This window comes from Mesorhizobium sp. WSM4847 (assembly GCF_055811335.1).
The window spans coordinates 136731-153813 of the sequence record NZ_JBVVPY010000013.1 but is presented as its reverse complement, the minus strand read 5'-3'; the positions used below and the strand labels follow the sequence as shown (position 1 = coordinate 153813).

At 62.2% G+C, this 17083-nt stretch carries 19 protein-coding genes and 1 tRNA gene; 8 read left to right on the top strand and 12 right to left on the bottom strand.

Going from position 1 to position 17083, the window contains the following annotated elements:
* Positions 1–414: 414 nt before the first annotated feature.
* A complete protein-coding gene (gene cobS, locus AC0L28_RS20125; RefSeq protein WP_128168748.1) occupies positions 415–1401 on the bottom strand; it encodes a cobaltochelatase subunit CobS in 987 nt (328 codons plus the stop codon).
* A 123-nt stretch (positions 1402–1524) separates the two neighbouring features.
* Positions 1525–2154 carry a J domain-containing protein gene (locus tag AC0L28_RS20120; RefSeq protein WP_128168749.1) on the bottom strand — a complete coding sequence of 210 codons (630 nt, stop codon included), beginning with the start codon at positions 2152–2154 and terminating at the stop codon, positions 1525–1527.
* A gap of 193 nt (positions 2155–2347) precedes the next feature.
* Between AC0L28_RS20120 and AC0L28_RS20115 the strand changes: the two genes are divergently transcribed.
* Positions 2348–2650: a BolA family protein gene (locus tag AC0L28_RS20115; protein ID WP_091593128.1), complete on the top strand. Its 303-nt coding sequence runs from the start codon at positions 2348–2350 to the stop codon at positions 2648–2650.
* Positions 2651–2653: 3 nt separating this feature from the next.
* Here the strand turns inward: AC0L28_RS20115 and AC0L28_RS20110 are convergent, their stop codons facing one another.
* The 4 genes from AC0L28_RS20110 to AC0L28_RS20095 form a co-directional block, all read right to left on the bottom strand.
* A complete protein-coding gene (locus AC0L28_RS20110) occupies positions 2654–3457 on the bottom strand; it encodes an alpha/beta hydrolase (RefSeq protein ID WP_287229586.1) in 804 nt (267 codons plus the stop codon).
* An 85-nt stretch (positions 3458–3542) separates the two neighbouring features.
* Complete coding sequence (locus tag AC0L28_RS20105; protein WP_027153417.1) at positions 3543–4436, bottom strand: HlyC/CorC family transporter; 894 nt, start codon at positions 4434–4436, stop codon at positions 3543–3545.
* Entirely contained in the window at positions 4433–5638 is a 1206-nt protein-coding gene (gene aroB, locus AC0L28_RS20100; RefSeq protein ID WP_128168751.1) for a 3-dehydroquinate synthase, read from the bottom strand. Before aroB ends, AC0L28_RS20105 begins: the two co-directional genes overlap by 4 nt.
* Positions 5635–6240 (bottom strand): shikimate kinase, encoded by a 606-nt coding sequence (locus tag AC0L28_RS20095; RefSeq protein WP_023797178.1) that lies wholly within the window; start codon positions 6238–6240, stop codon positions 5635–5637. Before AC0L28_RS20095 ends, aroB begins: the two co-directional genes overlap by 4 nt.
* A gap of 274 nt (positions 6241–6514) precedes the next feature.
* Here AC0L28_RS20095 and AC0L28_RS20090 point away from each other — a divergent pair, with 274 nt between their 5' ends.
* The 5 genes from AC0L28_RS20090 (at position 6515) to AC0L28_RS20070 (ending at position 10547) form a co-directional block, all read left to right on the top strand.
* Positions 6515–6679: a histidine kinase gene (locus tag AC0L28_RS20090; RefSeq protein WP_128168784.1), complete on the top strand. Its 165-nt coding sequence runs from the start codon at positions 6515–6517 to the stop codon at positions 6677–6679.
* A complete protein-coding gene (locus AC0L28_RS20085) occupies positions 6676–7593 on the top strand; it encodes a site-specific tyrosine recombinase XerD (protein ID WP_128176117.1) in 918 nt (305 codons plus the stop codon). The genes AC0L28_RS20090 and AC0L28_RS20085 overlap by 4 nt, the downstream gene beginning before the upstream one ends.
* A gap of 99 nt (positions 7594–7692) precedes the next feature.
* The gene (locus tag AC0L28_RS20080; RefSeq protein WP_128168753.1) at positions 7693–8643 is read left to right on the top strand and encodes an acetyl-CoA carboxylase carboxyltransferase subunit alpha; all 951 of its coding nucleotides are present in this window, start codon (positions 7693–7695) and stop codon (positions 8641–8643) included.
* A 294-nt stretch (positions 8644–8937) separates the two neighbouring features.
* Complete coding sequence (locus AC0L28_RS20075) at positions 8938–10266, top strand: L,D-transpeptidase family protein (protein ID WP_287229590.1); 1329 nt, start codon at positions 8938–8940, stop codon at positions 10264–10266.
* A gap of 5 nt (positions 10267–10271) precedes the next feature.
* Positions 10272–10547 (top strand): sulfurtransferase TusA family protein, encoded by a 276-nt coding sequence (locus tag AC0L28_RS20070; protein ID WP_128176121.1) that lies wholly within the window; start codon positions 10272–10274, stop codon positions 10545–10547.
* Between the two features lie 218 nt (positions 10548–10765).
* Here the strand turns inward: AC0L28_RS20070 and AC0L28_RS20065 are convergent, their stop codons facing one another.
* Both AC0L28_RS20065 and AC0L28_RS20060 read right to left on the bottom strand, forming a co-directional pair.
* Positions 10766–11875 carry a CobW family GTP-binding protein gene (locus AC0L28_RS20065; protein WP_128176123.1) on the bottom strand — a complete coding sequence of 370 codons (1110 nt, stop codon included), beginning with the start codon at positions 11873–11875 and terminating at the stop codon, positions 10766–10768.
* A 4-nt stretch (positions 11876–11879) separates the two neighbouring features.
* Positions 11880–13064 (bottom strand): D-alanyl-D-alanine carboxypeptidase family protein, encoded by a 1185-nt coding sequence (locus AC0L28_RS20060; RefSeq protein ID WP_287229592.1) that lies wholly within the window; start codon positions 13062–13064, stop codon positions 11880–11882.
* 311 nt (positions 13065–13375) lie between these two features.
* Here AC0L28_RS20060 and AC0L28_RS20055 point away from each other — a divergent pair, with 311 nt between their 5' ends.
* Entirely contained in the window at positions 13376–14539 is a 1164-nt protein-coding gene (locus tag AC0L28_RS20055; protein ID WP_128176127.1) for a M20 aminoacylase family protein, read from the top strand.
* Between the two features lie 102 nt (positions 14540–14641).
* Here AC0L28_RS20055 and AC0L28_RS20050 read toward each other — a convergent pair whose 3' ends face one another.
* Complete coding sequence (locus AC0L28_RS20050) at positions 14642–14788, bottom strand: glycine zipper domain-containing protein (RefSeq protein ID WP_023797168.1); 147 nt, start codon at positions 14786–14788, stop codon at positions 14642–14644.
* 72 nt (positions 14789–14860) lie between these two features.
* Entirely contained in the window at positions 14861–15160 is a 300-nt protein-coding gene (locus tag AC0L28_RS20045) for a DUF768 domain-containing protein (protein WP_128176129.1), read from the bottom strand.
* Between the two features lie 159 nt (positions 15161–15319).
* Between AC0L28_RS20045 and AC0L28_RS20040 the strand changes: the two genes are divergently transcribed.
* Positions 15320–15396, top strand: a tRNA-Arg gene (locus AC0L28_RS20040).
* 127 nt (positions 15397–15523) lie between these two features.
* Here the strand turns inward: AC0L28_RS20040 and AC0L28_RS20035 are convergent.
* On the bottom strand, positions 15524–15670 hold the full coding sequence (locus AC0L28_RS20035) for a hypothetical protein (protein WP_287176506.1): 147 nt from the start codon (positions 15668–15670) through the stop codon (positions 15524–15526).
* A 127-nt stretch (positions 15671–15797) separates the two neighbouring features.
* Positions 15798–16937, bottom strand: a complete 1140-nt coding sequence (locus tag AC0L28_RS20030; protein ID WP_473479789.1) for a hypothetical protein — start codon at positions 16935–16937, stop codon at positions 15798–15800.
* Between the last annotated feature and the right edge of the window lie 146 nt (positions 16938–17083).

Below are 17083 nucleotides of genomic sequence, written 5' to 3'. Positions count from 1 at the left end.
ACCGCAGCCTGCTGAATATCTTTGAGCCGCGCTGGATCGCCCGCACAGTCTTCCTGATCTAGCGCTCCTGGACTAGCGCCTTTCGGCGTCGAGATGGTCCCGGTCCGGATATCGATCTGCCAGGCACTCGACCACGCACCGCCATTGTGACAAATTGAGTAGACGCAAACCACTCGAACCGTTTTACCGCTGTTACGTGCATCCCCGCAGGACGCGCCGCGCTCGGTCATCTCGCGGGTGAAGAAACTCTGCGATTGGCTTAGCTGTTTAAGACGCGCGCTCCCGTCAGCAGCGTCAAGGTTCCGAAAAAAATCTCGATCAGTACCGGGTCGGATCGTCTCAATCGAACAACCAACCAGGGTTGCGAGAAAGATGCCTGCAATCAGGGACGATCGAGCACGCCCGTCCAAATCGTTAGCCCAGAACCACGTTGGCGGCGCTCTCCGGCAAATCCTGGCCGAAGGCGCGTTGGTAGAACTCGGCCACGAGCGAGCGCTCCAGCTCGTCGCACTTGTTGAGGAAGGTCAGCCTGAACGCCATGCCGATATCGCCGAAGATCTCGGCATTCTCGGCCCAAGTGATGACCGTGCGCGGGCTCATGACGGTCGAAAGGTCGCCATTGATAAAGGCCGAACGCGTCATGTCGGCGACACGCACCATCTTGTTGACGATCTCCTTGCCCTTGGCATCGCGATAGTGCTTGGCCTTGGCCAGCACGATGTTCACCTCATTGTCGTGCGGCAGATAGTTCAGCGTGGTGACGATCGACCAGCGATCCATCTGCGCCTGATTGATCTGCTGGGTGCCGTGATAGAGGCCGGTGGTATCGCCGAGACCGACGGTGTTGGCGGTCGAGAACAGCCGGAACGCCGGATGCGGGCGGATGACCCGGCTCTGGTCGAGCAGCGTCAGCCGGCCGGACGATTCCAGCACGCGCTGGATGACGAACATCACGTCCGGACGGCCGGCATCGTACTCGTCGAAGCACAGCGCGACATTGTGCTGGTAGGCCCAGGGCAGGATGCCGTCGCGGAATTCGGTGATCTGCAGCCCTTCCTTGACGACGATGGCGTCCTTGCCGACGAGGTCGATGCGGCTGACATGACTGTCGAGATTGACGCGCACCATGGGCCAGTTGAGGCGGGCGGCGACCTGCTCGATATGTGTCGACTTGCCGGTGCCGTGATAGCCCGACACCATGACGCGGCGGTTGTAGGCAAAGCCGGCGAGGATCGCCATCGTCGTGTTCTTGTCGAACAGATAGTCGGGATCGATGTCGGGCACATGCTCGCTCGACACCGAATAGGCCGGCACCACCATCTTGGACTCGAAGCCGAATTTCTCCTTCACCGGCACGGTGGTGTCGGGCAGGTTGGCGATGTCGCGATCGACCTTGTTCATCTTTATCAACGTCTCCACGGGCGAAGCGCCTGATTTCGCCGGCAATCGATTTTGTCCGGGGGCGGTCTTAGAGCCTTTTCCAACCTTATGAAAGTTGGAAAACGACACGGACCGTAAGGTCGCTCAGCACAATCCTGCCTGCTTGAGCACGCGATAGGCCTGGAGCACATCGCGGAACCGGTCTTCCGAACCTCTGTCGCCGCCATTCGCATCCGGGTGGTGGCGTTTCACCAGTTCCTTATAACGCGCCTTGATGTCCTTGCCAGTCGCCTTTGTATCAAGACCAAGCGTTTCCAGCGCCTTGGCCTCAAGCGGCTTGGCCTTGCGCTCACGCGCCTCGCGCGGATCCTTCGGGCCTTTGAACAGGTCGAACGGATCGCGCATGCGGTTGTAGTAGCCGGCGCGGCCGGAACGCTGCTGGGCGAAATCGGGCGAGGAGTGCGTCGAGGCGCCGTTGACGCCCATCTTCCATGTCGGCCGGTGGCCGGTCATCGCTTCCTTCTGGAAGCGGGCGATCTCGGTATCGGGGACACCGGAGAAATAATTGAAGCCCTTGTTGTACTCGCGCACATGATCGAAGCAGAACTGAAAATACTCGCCCTCCTTCATGCGCCCGACCGGCGCGCGATGGGTGCCGGCCTCCTTGCAACCGTCCCACTGGCAGATCGGCGAACGAGACTTCAGCTCCGCATCCTTCTCCGGGCGGATGCGAATTTTCTCGAAATATTTGGGGTACGGTTTCATCTCACCCATTTATGGGCTGTTCGCCGGTGCGAAACAAGAATTGACATTTTCGCGATGATCGCCCTAACCGCTGAATCGCGGCATAAAGCGGGCGATCGGCGAATTTTGTCGCGACGGCGGCGCCGCGCGTCCTTCCGGACGCGCAAACGGCACCGATTTTCGGGGGTCATGCGCCAGCCATATGTGGTGAAGGGAAGTACGAATGTCCATACAGTCGACGATGGAAGGCAAGTTGAAGAAGGCGTTTTTGCCGGAGCGACTGGTCATCATCAACGAAAGCCATCTGCATGCCGGTCATCACCATCAGGACTCCGATCATCACGGCACCTATGACGGCACCGGTGAGACGCATTTCCGCGTCCGCATCGTCTCCTCAGCCTTTGCCGGCATGAGTCGCATCGAGCGCCACCGCGCGGTCAATGCATTGCTGGCCGACGAATTGAAGGCTGGTGTCCATGCGCTGGCGATCGAGCCGGCCGCGCCGGACGAAAAGACCAGGTGGTAGATCTCAGACGAGCGCTGCCTTCAGGAAAATCATCACCGCACGGGTCAAGGCGTCGCCTTCGTCGCCGAAATCGCGGTTGATCGACATGTGCGAATAGGCGCTGCCATCGAACAGTGTCACCTCCGTTCCAGTCGCCCGCAGGCGCTCGGCGAAGGCCCGTGAGGCTGCCGCACGACCCGCTGCGCGCGAATAGGCGATGAAGGTCGCCGGATGTTTGCGGCTCCCGACATGGGTGGCGGGCGACAGCGCTCGCCACTGCGCCGGGTCGGGAAAGGCCTTTGCATAGGCCCGTGTCATGCCGCCGCTCCGCGCAAGCGCTTCCAGGTCATAAGCCCTGGTATCGTTCAGAACCAGCGCCGCGACGCCGGGCAGACCGCCGCGCAGCCCGGTCAGTGCGGCGAGATGGCTGCCGGCCGAATGGCCCATCACCGCTATCCGGTTCGGATCGCCGCCGTATCCGGCGATGTTGGCGCGCACATAGCGATAGGCCTGCTCGACATCGTTGGCCTGGGTGGCGACATCAGCCTCAGGCAGCATCCGGTAGTCGATCGAGACGAAGCAGAAGCCATTGTCGAGCAGGAAGTCCGGCTTGACGTCGACGTTGGTGCGATTGCCGGCTCGCCAGGCACCGCCATGGATGAAAAGGATCACAGGCAGGGAACTGGCGCCGGCACGCGCGTGGATGTCGAGCCTGGCCGGACCGTAGTCGACAGTTTGCGGAGAGGGCGAAAGCCGGCGCGACGCCGCCGCAGCGCTGGCCGTCGACAAAGCCATCGACATCAAAAGCAGGGTTCGCCGATCGATCACCGTCACCTCCAGACAGCCCGGTCGAAAGTGCACGCCGGCGCGGCGAACGTCCAGGATTGATTAGCCGCGAAAGAACCTATCAGAACTAAATCTCGCCGGCCGGCCTGATCCTCAGCCTTGCAATCCGGTTCTTGTCGCGCTTCATGACGACGAAGCGCTTGCCGTGAAAGGTGAAAGCCTGCTTCTCGTCCGGGATCAATTGCGTCTCGTGGATGACGAGACCGGCAATGGTGGTGGCTTCTTCGTCCGGCAGGTCCCAGTCGAGCGCGCGGTTCAGGTCGCGGATCGACACAGTGCCGTCGACGACGACGGAGCCGTCGGCTTCCTGCTTGACGCCCTGCATGTCGATATCGTGCTCGTCGGCGATCTCGCCGACGATCTCCTCGATGATGTCCTCCAGCGTCACCAGCCCCTCGACCTCGCCATACTCGTCGACGACGATAGCGAAATGCGCCTTGCGCCGCAGGAAGGCGTTGAGCTGTTCCTGCAGCGTCGTGGTATCGGGCACGAACCACGGTTTTGAAGCGATCTTCATCACATCGATCTTGGAAAAGTCGTTGCCGACATCGTTCAACGCGCGCAGCAGGTCCTTGGCGTGCAGCACGCCGACGATGTTGTCGAGCGAGCCCTTCCACAAGGGCATGCGGGTATGCGGGCTCTGCAGGATCTCACGGACCACCGCTTCCGGCGGATTGTCGGCATTGACCGAGCGCATGTTGGTGCGATGGACCATGACATCGGACACTTCGAGCTCATCGAGATCGGACAGGCGACCGATGCGGGCGCGATCCTCGCGCACCACCTGTCCGTCGCGACGAAAATCGTCGACGGCGCCCCGCGATTCATCATGGTTCGAATGCTGCGGCTCGATGCGCTGCAATTCATAGCCGAAGGCGGCGAGCAGGCGCGCGCGAAAGGCAAAGGCAAGCAGGCCGAGCCCGGCAAGGACAGCAGCGACAATCCAGCCGGCCTCGCTCATCCCGGTCGGCCTCTCGGCTGACCCGGTCGGCCTCTCGGCTGACCCGGTCGGCCTCCCGGCCGACTCGGGCGGCTGTTCTGCTGACCCGGATGGTTCTCCCTCAGAAACGACAGCACTTCCGACGCCGGCACATCCTTGGCGATGAAGGCCTGGCCGATGCCGCGCGTCAGGATGAAGTTCAGCGCGCCGCGCGACACCTTCTTGTCCTGGGCGATAAAGGCAAGCAGCGCCTCGGCGTCAGGCAATTCACCCGGAATATCGGCCATGCGCCAGGGCAGGCCAACGGTGCGAAGATGCGCCTCGACGCGCGCCGCATCGTCGGGACTTGCCAGGTTGAGGCGTGACGAAAAGCGATAGGCCAGCGCCATGCCGATGGCGACGCCCTCGCCGTGGACGAGACGGGCGCTGTCATACCGGGTGGCAGCCTCGAGCGCGTGGCCGAACGTGTGGCCGAGATTGAGCAGCGCGCGGTCGCCGGTCTCGAACTCGTCGCGGCCGACGACATCGGCCTTGGCGCGGCAGGCCTCGGCGATGGCCTCGGTCCGCTGCGGGCCGCCGGCGAACACCTTGCCCCAGTTTTCCTCCAGCCACGCGAAGAAGTCGGGGCGATCGATGAGCCCGTACTTGGCGAGTTCGGCGTAACCCGCCCGGAATTCCCGGATCGGCAGCGTGTCGAGCACTTCGGTGTCGGCCAGCACCAGTTTCGGCTGATGGAAGACGCCGACGAGGTTCTTGCCGCGCGCACTGTTGATGCCGGTCTTGCCGCCGACGGAAGAGTCGACCTGCGCCAGCAGCGAGGTCGGGATCTGCACGAAATTCATGCCGCGGCGCACGATGCCGGCGGCAAATCCGGCCAGATCGCCGATGACGCCGCCACCGAGCGCGACGACGACATCGCCGCGTTCCAGTCTTGCGGCGAGCACGCCGTCCACCACCTCTTCGAGATGCGCGAAACTCTTGGTCTTTTCCCCTGCCGGCAGCGCGATGACGGCGGGCCGAATGCCGCCCTTTTCAAGGCCGGCCCTCAACGTCTCAAGGTGGGCGGCGGCGACATTGACGTCGGTGATCACCGCGGCGCGCGTGCCGGGCAGGCGGCGCGAAATCTCGGTGCCGGCGCGCAACAGCAGGCCGGAGCCAATCAATATGTCATAGGCGCGATCGCCGAGCCCGACTTCGACGGTGACTGTCGCATTGCTGCTCACGAGCCCACCTCGCCTGTCGCGGCTGCCACGCCGAAATACCCGCAAAGCGCGTTCACCACCTCGGCGGCGATGACCTCCTTGCGATCGTCGCGGGTCGGCACGGTAACATCGGCGCTTGCGTAGACCGGATAACGCTCGGCCATCAACCGCTCGATCACTGCACGGGGATCGGCGCTTTTCAGGAGCGGCCGGTTCTGCTTCTTGGAAACGCGGTCCATCAACAGGTCGATCTCGGCCTTCAGCCATACCGACACGCCATGGCCGGCGATGGCCTCCCGCGTCGGCGCGCTCATGAAGGCGCCGCCGCCCGTCGACAGCACCTGCGGGCCGTGTTCCAATATGCGCAGGATGACGCGCTGCTCCAGCGCCCGGAACTCGGGCTCGCCATAGCGTTCGAACAGTTCCGGGACGCTCATCCGCGACACGCTTTCAATTTCCTGATCACTGTCCATGAAAGGCAGTCCCAGCATCCCCGCCACCTTGCGGCCGATTGCCGTCTTGCCGGCGCCCATAAGACCGACAAAGACGATGGAACGGCTGCCCAGCCGGCCGAGCAGCGCGGCATGGCTCTCATCGGGAGGATTGGCTGGCAACGCGTTCATGACACCATGATGTTTCTAAGCAGGTTCAGCAAAGCTATCCCAGGTTTTGCGACAGAACCTGCGACAAGCCAAAGAATCCAGGCAGGCATTTTCGGGCTAGCCCACGAATGCCTGCTTAGACCCCTCTTTGCCGGCGTATCGACATCAAAAGCCTGATTGCGTCAAGCGTGGCGCCGCCGCACGTCGTCCGCGCTTCGCCCTTGAATTGGCCGGATTGGCGTCTCATAAGGGCACTGGGTTTGGAAACGCAGAACAACAAGACGGGCGAGAATTGATGCCGACACTGTTCCGCTTTGTCGTGACGCTCACGATTCTGGCCGGCATTGTCTATGGCGCGATGTTCGCTCTGGCGATGTTCGTCGAGCCGAGAAAGGCCGAAATGAGCGTGCGCATCCCTCCCGAAAAGCTGAATCCCAAAAAAACTGACCCGAAGCAATGAACAGCGCGGCCCGCATCGAAGCCTTTCTGGAAATGATGAGCGCCGAGCGCGGCGCTGCCGAAAACACGCTTTCCAGCTATCGCCGCGACCTCGAAGACGCGTCAGCCGAGATCGACGGCGGGCTCGCTGGTGCCGCCGCTGCCGATATCCGCAACTATCTCGACGAGATAGCCGCACGTGGTTTTGCCGCCACCTCGCAGGCACGCAAGCTGTCGGCGATGCGCCAGTTCTTCAAGTTCCTCTACGCCGAGGGTCTGCGCGGCGACGACCCGACCGGAACCCTAGACAGTCCGAAGAAGGGCCGGCCGCTACCGAAGACGATGAGCGAGGCCGACACCGGCCGGCTGATCGACCGTGCGGCGCAAGAGGCAGCTGGCGCCTCGCTGAACGATGGCGACGGCCTGGCGGCGCTGCGCCTGCATGCGCTGGTCGAGGTGCTCTACGCCACCGGCCTGCGGGTTTCCGAACTGGTCGGCCTGCCGGTGACGGTGGCGCTGCGCGACGATCGTTTCTTCATGGTGCGCGGCAAGGGTGACAAGGAACGCATGGTGCCGCTGTCGGCAAAGGCGCGCATCGCCATGCGGGCCTGGCTCGCTGCCCGGGCCACGGTGCCGGCTTTGGCGGATAGCCCGTTCCTGTTTCCGGCGGCAAGCGACAGCGGCTATCTCTCCAGGCAGGTCTTCGCCCGCGACCTGAAGGGCCTTGCCGCACGGGCCGGCATCGCCTCGGCGAAAATATCGCCGCATGTGCTGCGCCATGCTTTTGCCAGCCATCTCCTGCAGAACGGCGCCGATCTCAGGGCCGTGCAGCAGTTGCTTGGCCATGCCGATATTTCAACGACGCAGATTTACACACATGTGCTGGAGGAGCGGCTGGTGCGGCTGGTCAACGATCATCATCCGCTTGCCGACTAGGCGTCATATCGCTATGTGAGGACGACGTTCCACCGCCCGGAGCCTCTGTTTCCCAGGTTCCGTCAGTCATTGCCTCCCGGCTTATCGGTCCGCTCAAGAATGTACAATTACCTCGATTTCGAAAAGCCGGTCGCCGATCTCGAAGGCAAAATCCTCGAGTTGAAGAAGCTCGCCGAGAATGGCGAGGCGGTCGATGTCGGCGATGAGATCGGCCGTCTCGAGAAACGCGTGCGCGACGCATTGCGCGACACTTACAAGGCACTGACCCCGTGGCAGAAGGTGCAGGTGGCGCGCCATCCGGACAGGCCGCATTGCGTCGACTACATCAAGGGGCTGTTCAACGATTTCACGCCGCTTGCCGGTGATCGCAATTTCGGCGAGGACCAGGCGATCGTCGGCGGCTTCGCCCGCTTCCGCGGCGAGCCGGTGGCGATCATCGGCCAGGAAAAGGGCTCGGACACGGCCAGCCGGCTGAGGCATAATTTCGGCTCGGTGCGGCCGGAGGGCTATCGCAAGGCGGTGCGGCTGATGGAACTCGCCGACCGCTTCAATATCCCGTTGCTGACGCTGGTCGACACGGCCGGCGCCTATCCCGGCGTCAATGCCGAGGAGCGCGGCCAGGCCGAAGCCATCGCCCGCTCGACCTCGGCCTGTCTTCGCCTGAAGGTGCCGTCGATCTCGGTGGTCATCGGCGAAGGCGGCTCGGGCGGTGCCATCGCGATCGCCACCGCCAACCGCGTCTACATGCTCGAACACGCCATCTATTCGGTGATCTCGCCGGAGGGCGCCGCCTCGATCCTGTGGCGCGACACCACCCGCTCGAAGGATGCGGCGACCAACATGAAGATCACCGCTCAGGATCTGCTGGAGCTCAAGATCATCGACGCCATCGTTCCCGAACCGCTCGGCGGCGCCCATCGTGGCCCGGATACGGTGATTGCCGCCACCGGCGATCTCATCGCCAAAACGATGAAGGAATTCTCCGGCGCCAACACCGATTTTCGGGAGCAGCGCCGCGAGAAATATCTGACTATGGGGAGAAACCTCTAGACTATGATCCCGAACCGAGGCTCAGCGCAGCAAAAAGTGGGTACCGGTTTTCGCAAAAGGCGTGGTCGAACAAGAGGATTCAGGCCGGCCGATTTCAGTCGGACGGACCGCAAGACGGTTGTCAGTGCCGCAATGTGGCGAGATTAAGCACCTTCGCCACAAAAATGCCGCTGCGCTCGTTTCAATCGGATTGCCGTAAGGCCCGGCGCTGCGGTAAGGAATTTTCAAGGTTAACGGGCTTAGGGTTGGGCCTGTCGGCCCTGATGCCTGCGGTCCGAAAGAAAAGACATAGCCATGTTTGCCAAGCTTGCCCGCACCGCACTTGTGATTGCCGCGATAGGCGTCGCTGGCTGCAATGATTCTTCGATGAAGGATTTTGCCCCCCACGCCAACAAGCCGTTGCCCGAAAAAATCCTGGCCAGCATGAAGGCCAAGGGCATGACCCGCACCTCGCCGGTGATGGCCCGCATCTTCAAGGAAGAGGGCAAGCTCGAAATCTGGAAGGCCAAGACCAACGGTCGCTATGACTTGGTGGCCAGCTACGACATCTGCAAATGGTCGGGCAAGCTGGGCCCCAAATACACCGAAGGCGACCGCCAGGCGCCGGAGGGCTTCTATACGGTCCGTCCGGCCCAGATGAATCCGCGGTCGAGCTACCACCTTGCCTTCAACATCGGCTATCCCAACGTCTACGACCGCGCCAATGGCCGCACCGGTTCCCATCTGATGGTCCATGGCGCCTGCTCGTCGTCGGGCTGTTATTCGATGACCGACGCGCAGATCGAGCAGATCTACGCCTTCGGCCGCGACGCTTTCCAGGGCGGGCAGACCGAGTTCCAGATCCAGGCCTTTCCGTTCCGCATGACCGCCGCCAACATGGCGCGCTATCGCAAAGATCCGAACTACGAATTCTGGAAGATGCTGAAGGTCGGCTACGACAATTTCGAGATCACGAAAGTGCCGCCGAAGGTCGATGTCTGCGAGAAGCGCTATGTCTTCAATCAGGTCGCGCCTGACGGCGAGAGCTTCGATCCGACCGGCGCCTGCCCCGCGACGACGCAGCCGGATTCGCTGAAGAGCGCCTTCAATGCCTACCAGAGCACCTACGAGGCGGCTTTCAACGGCGCGGTCAAGGCCAGCGTGCCGGCGCCCAAGCCGACCATCGGCGGGATCAAGGAAGCCAGCATCGTTTCCGAATGGTCGAAGAAACGCGCCCGTGGCGAACGCGTACCGATCGATCCGCCTTCGTTCAACGCCGACGGCTCGGTGACCGAGACGGCGCGCATGGGCCGCATCGATTCGCCGGCGGGCCGCAAGATGGCCGCGCTCGACGCGGAGAAGGCCGCCAAGCAGAAGGCCGAGGAGCAAAGGCTTGCCGCGCTAGAAGCGGCCAAGGCCGAGAAAGCGGCGGCCAAGGCTCAGGCTCTGGCCGAAAAGCAAACCGCCAGGATCAATTCGCTGGCCGAAGAGGAGGAGGCCAGGGCCGCTGCCGAAGCGCCTGTCGCTACCGCGACAATCGCGTCGTCCCCCGATGCCGCCCCGGCCGCAACGCAGGCGGCGAATACCGGTGAAAGCAGGACGACAAGGCTGAAGAAGAAGCTGCTCGGCATGTTCGGCGGCTGAGCTTCATGCCTGAACACGGAGATGGGGGCCAGGAAGACAGGCCCTCAACCAGCCCCGCCCCTGTCTACGACCTCAAAGGCCTGAACTGCCCGTTGCCCGTGCTCAAGGCAAAAAAGCGGTTGGCCACAATGCGGCCGGGCAGCCGCCTGTGGCTCGAAACCACTGACCCCCTCGCCGTCATCGACATTCCCGCCTTCTGCACCGAGAGCGGCCATCGATTGATCGAAACGGCAGCGGTTTCCGGCGGCCATCGCTTTCTGGTCGAGCGCGGCGGCGGCTGAGCACAATTCCGCGCTGTCTGCGCTGCCCCTCATTGTCCTGCCGGACATTTCTCCCCGTAAACGGGGAGAAAGAAGCTGGCCGCAACCTTGGCGCTCTTTCTGCAATGTTGCTGAGTGGCGAAAGCGTCGATGAGGGCGCCCCCTCTCCCCGTCACTATACGGGGAGAGGATGCCGGCAGGCAGGTGAGGGGCAGCGCTACGTCTGCAAGACGAGAAGCCTACCGCCCGGCGATGGCCAGCGGATTGTTTTCCAGCGCTGCGCGGTCCGGTGTGTCGATCGACGGCCGGTTGGTGAAAGCGGCAAACAGCCGGCGGACGTAGTCTTCCGGCATGTCGAGCGTGATCAGCACCAGCCTTGTGCCGCGTTGGCCATCCGGCCAGGACGGCAGCCGCGCCGGCGGATGCAGGATCTTCTGCACACCGTGGACGACGAGCGGCCGCGACGGGTCTTCCAGCAATTCGATGACGCCCTTCATGCGCAACAGGCGCTCGCCATGTGCTGATCGCAACAGGTCGAGGAACATCTCGATCGCCGAAAACGGCACCGGCCCCTCATGAACGAGCGAGTAGGAGCGCACGCGGGAATCGTGCCGATGGTCGTGGTCGTGGTCATGGTCGCCGTGGTCACCATGGTGGTGGTGGTGATCATGGGCGGCTTCCTCGCCCAGCCAGCGCCGCACGTCGGCGGACTTGGTGGCTGGGTTGTAGAGGCCGCAATCGAACAGCGCCGCTGCATCGGTCCTTCTGTCACCCGCATAGAGCAGCTCGGCACCCGGATTGATCTGCTGCAGCCGCGCCCGCAAGGCCTCGACATCGCGCGGATCGGTGGCCAGATCGGCTTTCGTCAGCACGATGCGGTCGGCGACCGCCGCCTGCTTCACGGCCTCGACATGGCCGTTTAGCGTCGCATCGCCGTTGACCGCGTCGACCAGCGTGATGACCCCGTCGAGCCGGAAGGCCTCGACCAGCGCCGGATGCGCCATGATCGACTGCAGCACCGGCGCCGGATCGGCGAGGCCGGTGGTTTCGATGACGACGCGGCCAAGCCGGGCGATGCGGCCGGTCTGCAGCCGGTCGACGAGATCGGCAAGCGTGTCGACCAGTTCGCCGCGCACCGTACAGCAGAGACAGCCGTCGGAAAGCTGGATGATGCCGTCGGAGGCCTGTTCGACCAGGAGATGGTCGATCGCCACCTCGCCGAACTCGTTGATGATGACCGCGGTGTCGGCGAGCGCGGGATCCCTGAGCAGCCGGTTGAGTAGCGTCGTCTTGCCGGCGCCGAGAAAACCGGTCAGCACCGAGACGGCGATGGGAAAGCCGCTGCTCATCAGACTAGTTCACCGCCTTGGCGGGCTCCTGGGCCGCAGTGGCGGAACCGATCACTGCCGGCTCGGCGCCGGGCGGCGGCGGCAGGTCGGGCCGCCAGCTCGGCAGCGGCACGTCGGCATATTCCCGGCCCATTGCGTCGAGCATGGCTTTCGGTACCGGCCCGGTGGCGCCGCCAAGGCCGACTGCGACCAATGTCGGCGCGTGATCGAGCTTTTCCCGATAGCGCGATTTTGCCGCATTTTTATCGCCGACGGGGGGAGCTTCCGACTGCTCTTTAGCCGGCTTCTTCCTGCAAATCTCGTCATTCAGATTGTTGACCGATGTGGTGTCGCCATAGGAAGGCAACGCCGCCACCGTCAGCCAGCCCGGTGTCGGCGTGGCAAAGCCGTGGTCGAGCAGCCTGGCGACGGTCTCGGCGCGGGTGATGGCCGACTTCTCGCCAAGCACCACCGCCACCAGCGTGCGCCCGTCGCGTGTTGCCGAGCCGATCATGTTGAAGCCCGAGGGACAGACGAAACCGGTCTTCATGCCGTCGGCGCCGGGATAGCGGCCGATCAGGAGATTGTAATTCGAGATCTGCTGCTTGCCGATGGCCAGGCCCTCAATCGAGAACCATGAGGCATATTGTGGAAACTCCGTGCGGATCGCCATCACCAGCAAGCCGAGATCGCGCGCCGTCGTATACTGGTCCGGCGAGAACAGCCCGTTCGGGTTGACGAAATGCGATCCGCTCATGCCGAGCCGGCGCGCCTCGGCGTTCATGCGTTCGGCGAAAGCTGCCTGCGAACCGGCGATGTTCTCGCCGACGGCCATGGCGACGTCGTTGGCCGATTTGACCAGCATCATCTTCAGCGCGTTATCGAGCCGCATCACCGAGCCCGGCTTGAAGCCCATCTTGCTCGGCGGCTCGCTGGCGGAACGCTTGGTGACCTTGATCGGCGAATCGAGCCGGGCCTCGCCGGCGGCAATCGCGCGGAACGCCACATAGGCGGTCATCAGCTTGGTCAGCGAGGCAGGATACCAGCGCTTGAAAGCGTCCTGGTGCTGGAGGATCTTGCCATTCTCCAGGTCGAACACGATCGTCGGATTGGCGAGAGCCGGACCGGCCAGCGCCGGCAGCGCCACAGCGCCCGCCAGCAATGCATGTCGCGCAAAAGTGCGCAGCGGTTTTGCGATAACGACATGCATAAAAACAACAACGCTAAAGCGCGTCGCATGAGGCCGGTCAAACGCGACGCGCTTTAGTTTGAGGAAATGCCTGTACCGCATGGTGGAATCCGAAATCGCCTCTTGCCGCAGTCGCCTCTGGCTCCGTAAGATTTGTTACGCGATCGCCAGCGTGGTGATCCGGTCCCTCTATCCGGATCACTATCTTGCGGTGCTATTTAGCCTATGTGACGTCAAGATGGCAAAGTGCCTGAATGACAATTCTAAAACAGCAGGCACAATTGCAAAGCAGCAGGCTGAGCCCGTCTGCTCCAACAGCGAGATGGAACATCATGCCGATCCTGAACCGCGCCGCCGAAATGCAAGACGAGGTCGCCGGCTGGCGACGCCATCTGCACCAGACGCCAGAGCTGAATTTCGACGTCTTCGAGACCGCCGCCTTCGTCACCGAGAAGCTGCAGGCCTTCGGTTGCGACGACGTGGTGACCGGGCTCGGCAAGACCGGTGTCGTCGGCATCATCCGCGGCCGCCTGGGCGAAGGCACGAGCATCGGCCTGCGCGCCGACATGGATGCGCTGCCGCTCAACGAGATCACCGGGAAACCCTACGCCTCGACCATTCCTGGCAAGATGCACGCCTGCGGCCATGACGGCCACACCGCGATGCTGCTCGGTGCCGCCAAATACCTTGCCGAGACGCGCAATTTCGCCGGCTCAGTCGCAGTGATCTTCCAGCCGGCCGAAGAAGGCGGCGGCGGCGGCAACGAGATGGTCAAGGACGGCATGATGGAGCGCTTCGGCATCTCCAAGGTGTTCGGCATGCACAACATGCCGGGCCTGCCAGTCGGACAATTCGCCATCAAGCCGGGCCCGATCATGGCGGCGACAGCCGAATTCACCATCACCGTCAAGGGCAAGGGCGGGCATGCGGCGATGCCGCACGGCACCATCGACCCGATCGTCATCACCAGCCAGCTCGTCGGCGCTCTGCAGACGATCGCCTCGCGCAGCACCGATCCGGTCGAGGCTGTCGTGGTGTCGGTGACGAAATTCCACGCCGGCGACGCCTACAATGTCATTCCCGAGAGCGCCGAGATCGCCGGCACCGTGCGCACGCTGAAGAAGGAGGTCGCCAGGAAGGCTGAGCAGCGTGTGCGCGCCATCTGCGAGGGCGTGGGCGCGGCCTTCGGCGCAACGATCGAGGTCGATTACAAAGCCAATTATCCCGTCACCTTCAACCATCCGGAGGAGACGGTCTTTGCCAGCGATGTCGCCGCTGAAATCGCCGGCGAGGCACAGGTGCAACGCGCCATCCAGCCGGTGATGGGCGGCGAGGATTTCTCCTACATGCTGGAAGCGCGGCCGGGCGCCTTCATCTTCATCGGCAATGGCGACACCGCCGGTCTCCACAACCCTGCCTACGACTTCAACGACGAGGTCATCCCGCACGGCATGAGCTATTGGGTGAAGCTCGCGGAGACGGCGCTGGCCGCTTGATGCGTCGGCCATAAAACCGCCCTGCGGCTTGATCCGAGGGGTGCGCTGCGATTGGGATGGCTACAAGGCGGTCGGGCGCGGGACGTGGCGATGCTCCGATCGTCACTTCCGACCGGACCGCCTCCGCGCAAGACCCAAGGCAATGCCCAGGGCGATACCGATTCCGATACCCGCAATGATATTGTCCAACGCGACGCCGATAGCCACGCCGATCACAACGCCGAGTGTGATGTGTTTGGCATCTATCATGCCGGGTCATGTAGATTGGAAGGGGAGAGCTGCAACCGCTGGTCGGCTACCATCCGATGTTGCCTGGGATCGCTACGGCCCGCTCTTCGGGTCGTCGACCTCCAGCGCCTCCATGACGGGCGCCAGATCACTCTCTTCGGCCGGATCGGCAGCCTGCGGCTGTTCGCCTGTCCTGGCCTTCCTCAGAGCTTTCTCAATGGCCTCTTCGATGTCGCCGATCTCGTCTTCGCGCACCTCGTGACCATAGCCGGCCGCGTCGGCATCCTGCTCGAATTGCTGAACCAGGACGGCCACGCTCACTTCGCTTTCCGCGGGCAGGTTACCGACGTTCTCCTGCAGCCAGGTTTCAAAGAACTCTTTCGTGGCACTCATGCGGCATCTCCTTCGGCACACTAAAGCGCGGCGGTGGTCCGAAGTTCCGCTATTTCTGGCTCATCTTTGCGGTCCACTCGCGACCGGCCGATTGTGTCAAGCTTGCTGCAACCTTGCCTCTTGGCGAAACGATCCGAAGCGGTTATGTGTCGGCCGCGTGGTCCCGTAGCTCAGTAGGATAGAGCGGCAGATTCCTAATCTGTAGGTCACAGGTTCGATTCCTGTCGGGATCACCACGTTTTTCAATTACTTAGCGAGCCATCGCCGTAACCGGGGCAAAACCGGTGGCGGACGCGGCGTTATAACTCGGGTGTATCGGGTTAGAGCGGGTGGCGGTTTGGCGGGCGGCGTGATTCTGTCGGGCTACGGCGAAGCCACCGCGGGCAGCATGAGCGGATTTTTCACGACCATAGCCGTGGCAAGAGCGAAAACCAGCAGCAGCACTGAAATTAGGACGAGGCCGCTGCCACCGATCAGCAACGGCACCACCGCCACCGGCGCCTGCGGCATCGGAGAGACGCTTTCGCGGACGTTGCAATAGGCCCGAGCAGTGCAATTCGGACGCTTGCGACCGATGTGGCGGGCGCTCCGACCGGCCGGCTATCTGTGGCCATCACAAGATTGCCGCGGCAAGTGACTAGCGGAACAGATATTTTGATACCTCTGGATTGCCTCGTCTCCACATAACGTTATCCAGAAAGTAGTGGTGCACGTTGATGAATATCCACGCTATGAAGAGGAACAGCGACGAGCCGAGTACCTCTTTATTATAAGGAATCAAAGCAGACAACGCGATCGGGACCAGCCAGAAACCGAGAATCCCAAGAATACTGCCAATGATGATAAAGCCCAGCACTCGCAACCTATACATCGGGCCAAGAATGGACAGAACCTTGAATTCGGGTTCTGTAGCAGCATCTGAACGGTCGCGCTCAACATTGGTCTGATAACGCCAGACCACCGCCAGGTACTGCAACGAATGGAGCGCCGGCACCACAAGCAACCAAAGCGGGTTTATCCTCACAAATAGAATCCAGGCGTATAGAGACACGACGTAGGCGACGACGCCGTTGTACGGCAGCGTGCCACCATGCTTGTGCCAGCGATTGATCAACATCACGGCCGTGGCCGCGGTGGAAGCAGCGGCGGCAAAGACGGCAATGTTGGTGACCCACGAGGGGGCGGCAAATGTGTAGTAGTCCAAGCCCCAGTATTGCCTTTCGGTGATCACCGCATTTGTCTGAAGCCATGCGAACAGCCATACGGCATAGCCGTTGAACAACAGCACTTTCTTGTCTTGCTCGTTGAAGAATTTGCGCTTCAATACGGCGTCCACCATCAGCATGCCGTAGCCTTGCTTGACATAGTGCCAGCCCACAAAAAAGGCCATCGCATTGCCAGCATACCCCAGCAGGCGCGCATTCCCCGCTATTGAACCGTAAGCAAAAAAACCGCCCATGATCAGCGGGACGACAATGCCCGCGAAGATGTAACGGACCTGAAGGTTCTTGTCATATCCGTCTCCGCGCACCTTCCGCCCAAAATTGCGATAGAAAAGTTGATACGAGTGAGCAAAGTGCGGATGGTTTATCAGATGAGCCAGCAACAACATCGTTGCGCCCACGAAACCTTCGTACTTAAGAGGGACAAAAAACAAGACCGGCAGGATGAGGAAGGCGCTCCCGCCAAGCATGAGAAAGTCGGCGACTGGACCAAAAAGATACTTCTGTGGGGCCGCCGCCACAGGAACCGCATCCGCCGAAAGGTGAAGTGCCATATTTATGCCCCCTTGGGGAGACTCATTTAACAAGCCCGTCGTTTCCTAACGGTTAACGTGAAACGGTTGTGATCACGATAATTGTTGGTCGTTCCATCGCTGCGGCATTTCTTCATCTTATGCCCGTCGCGATAGCGTTCCAGGCA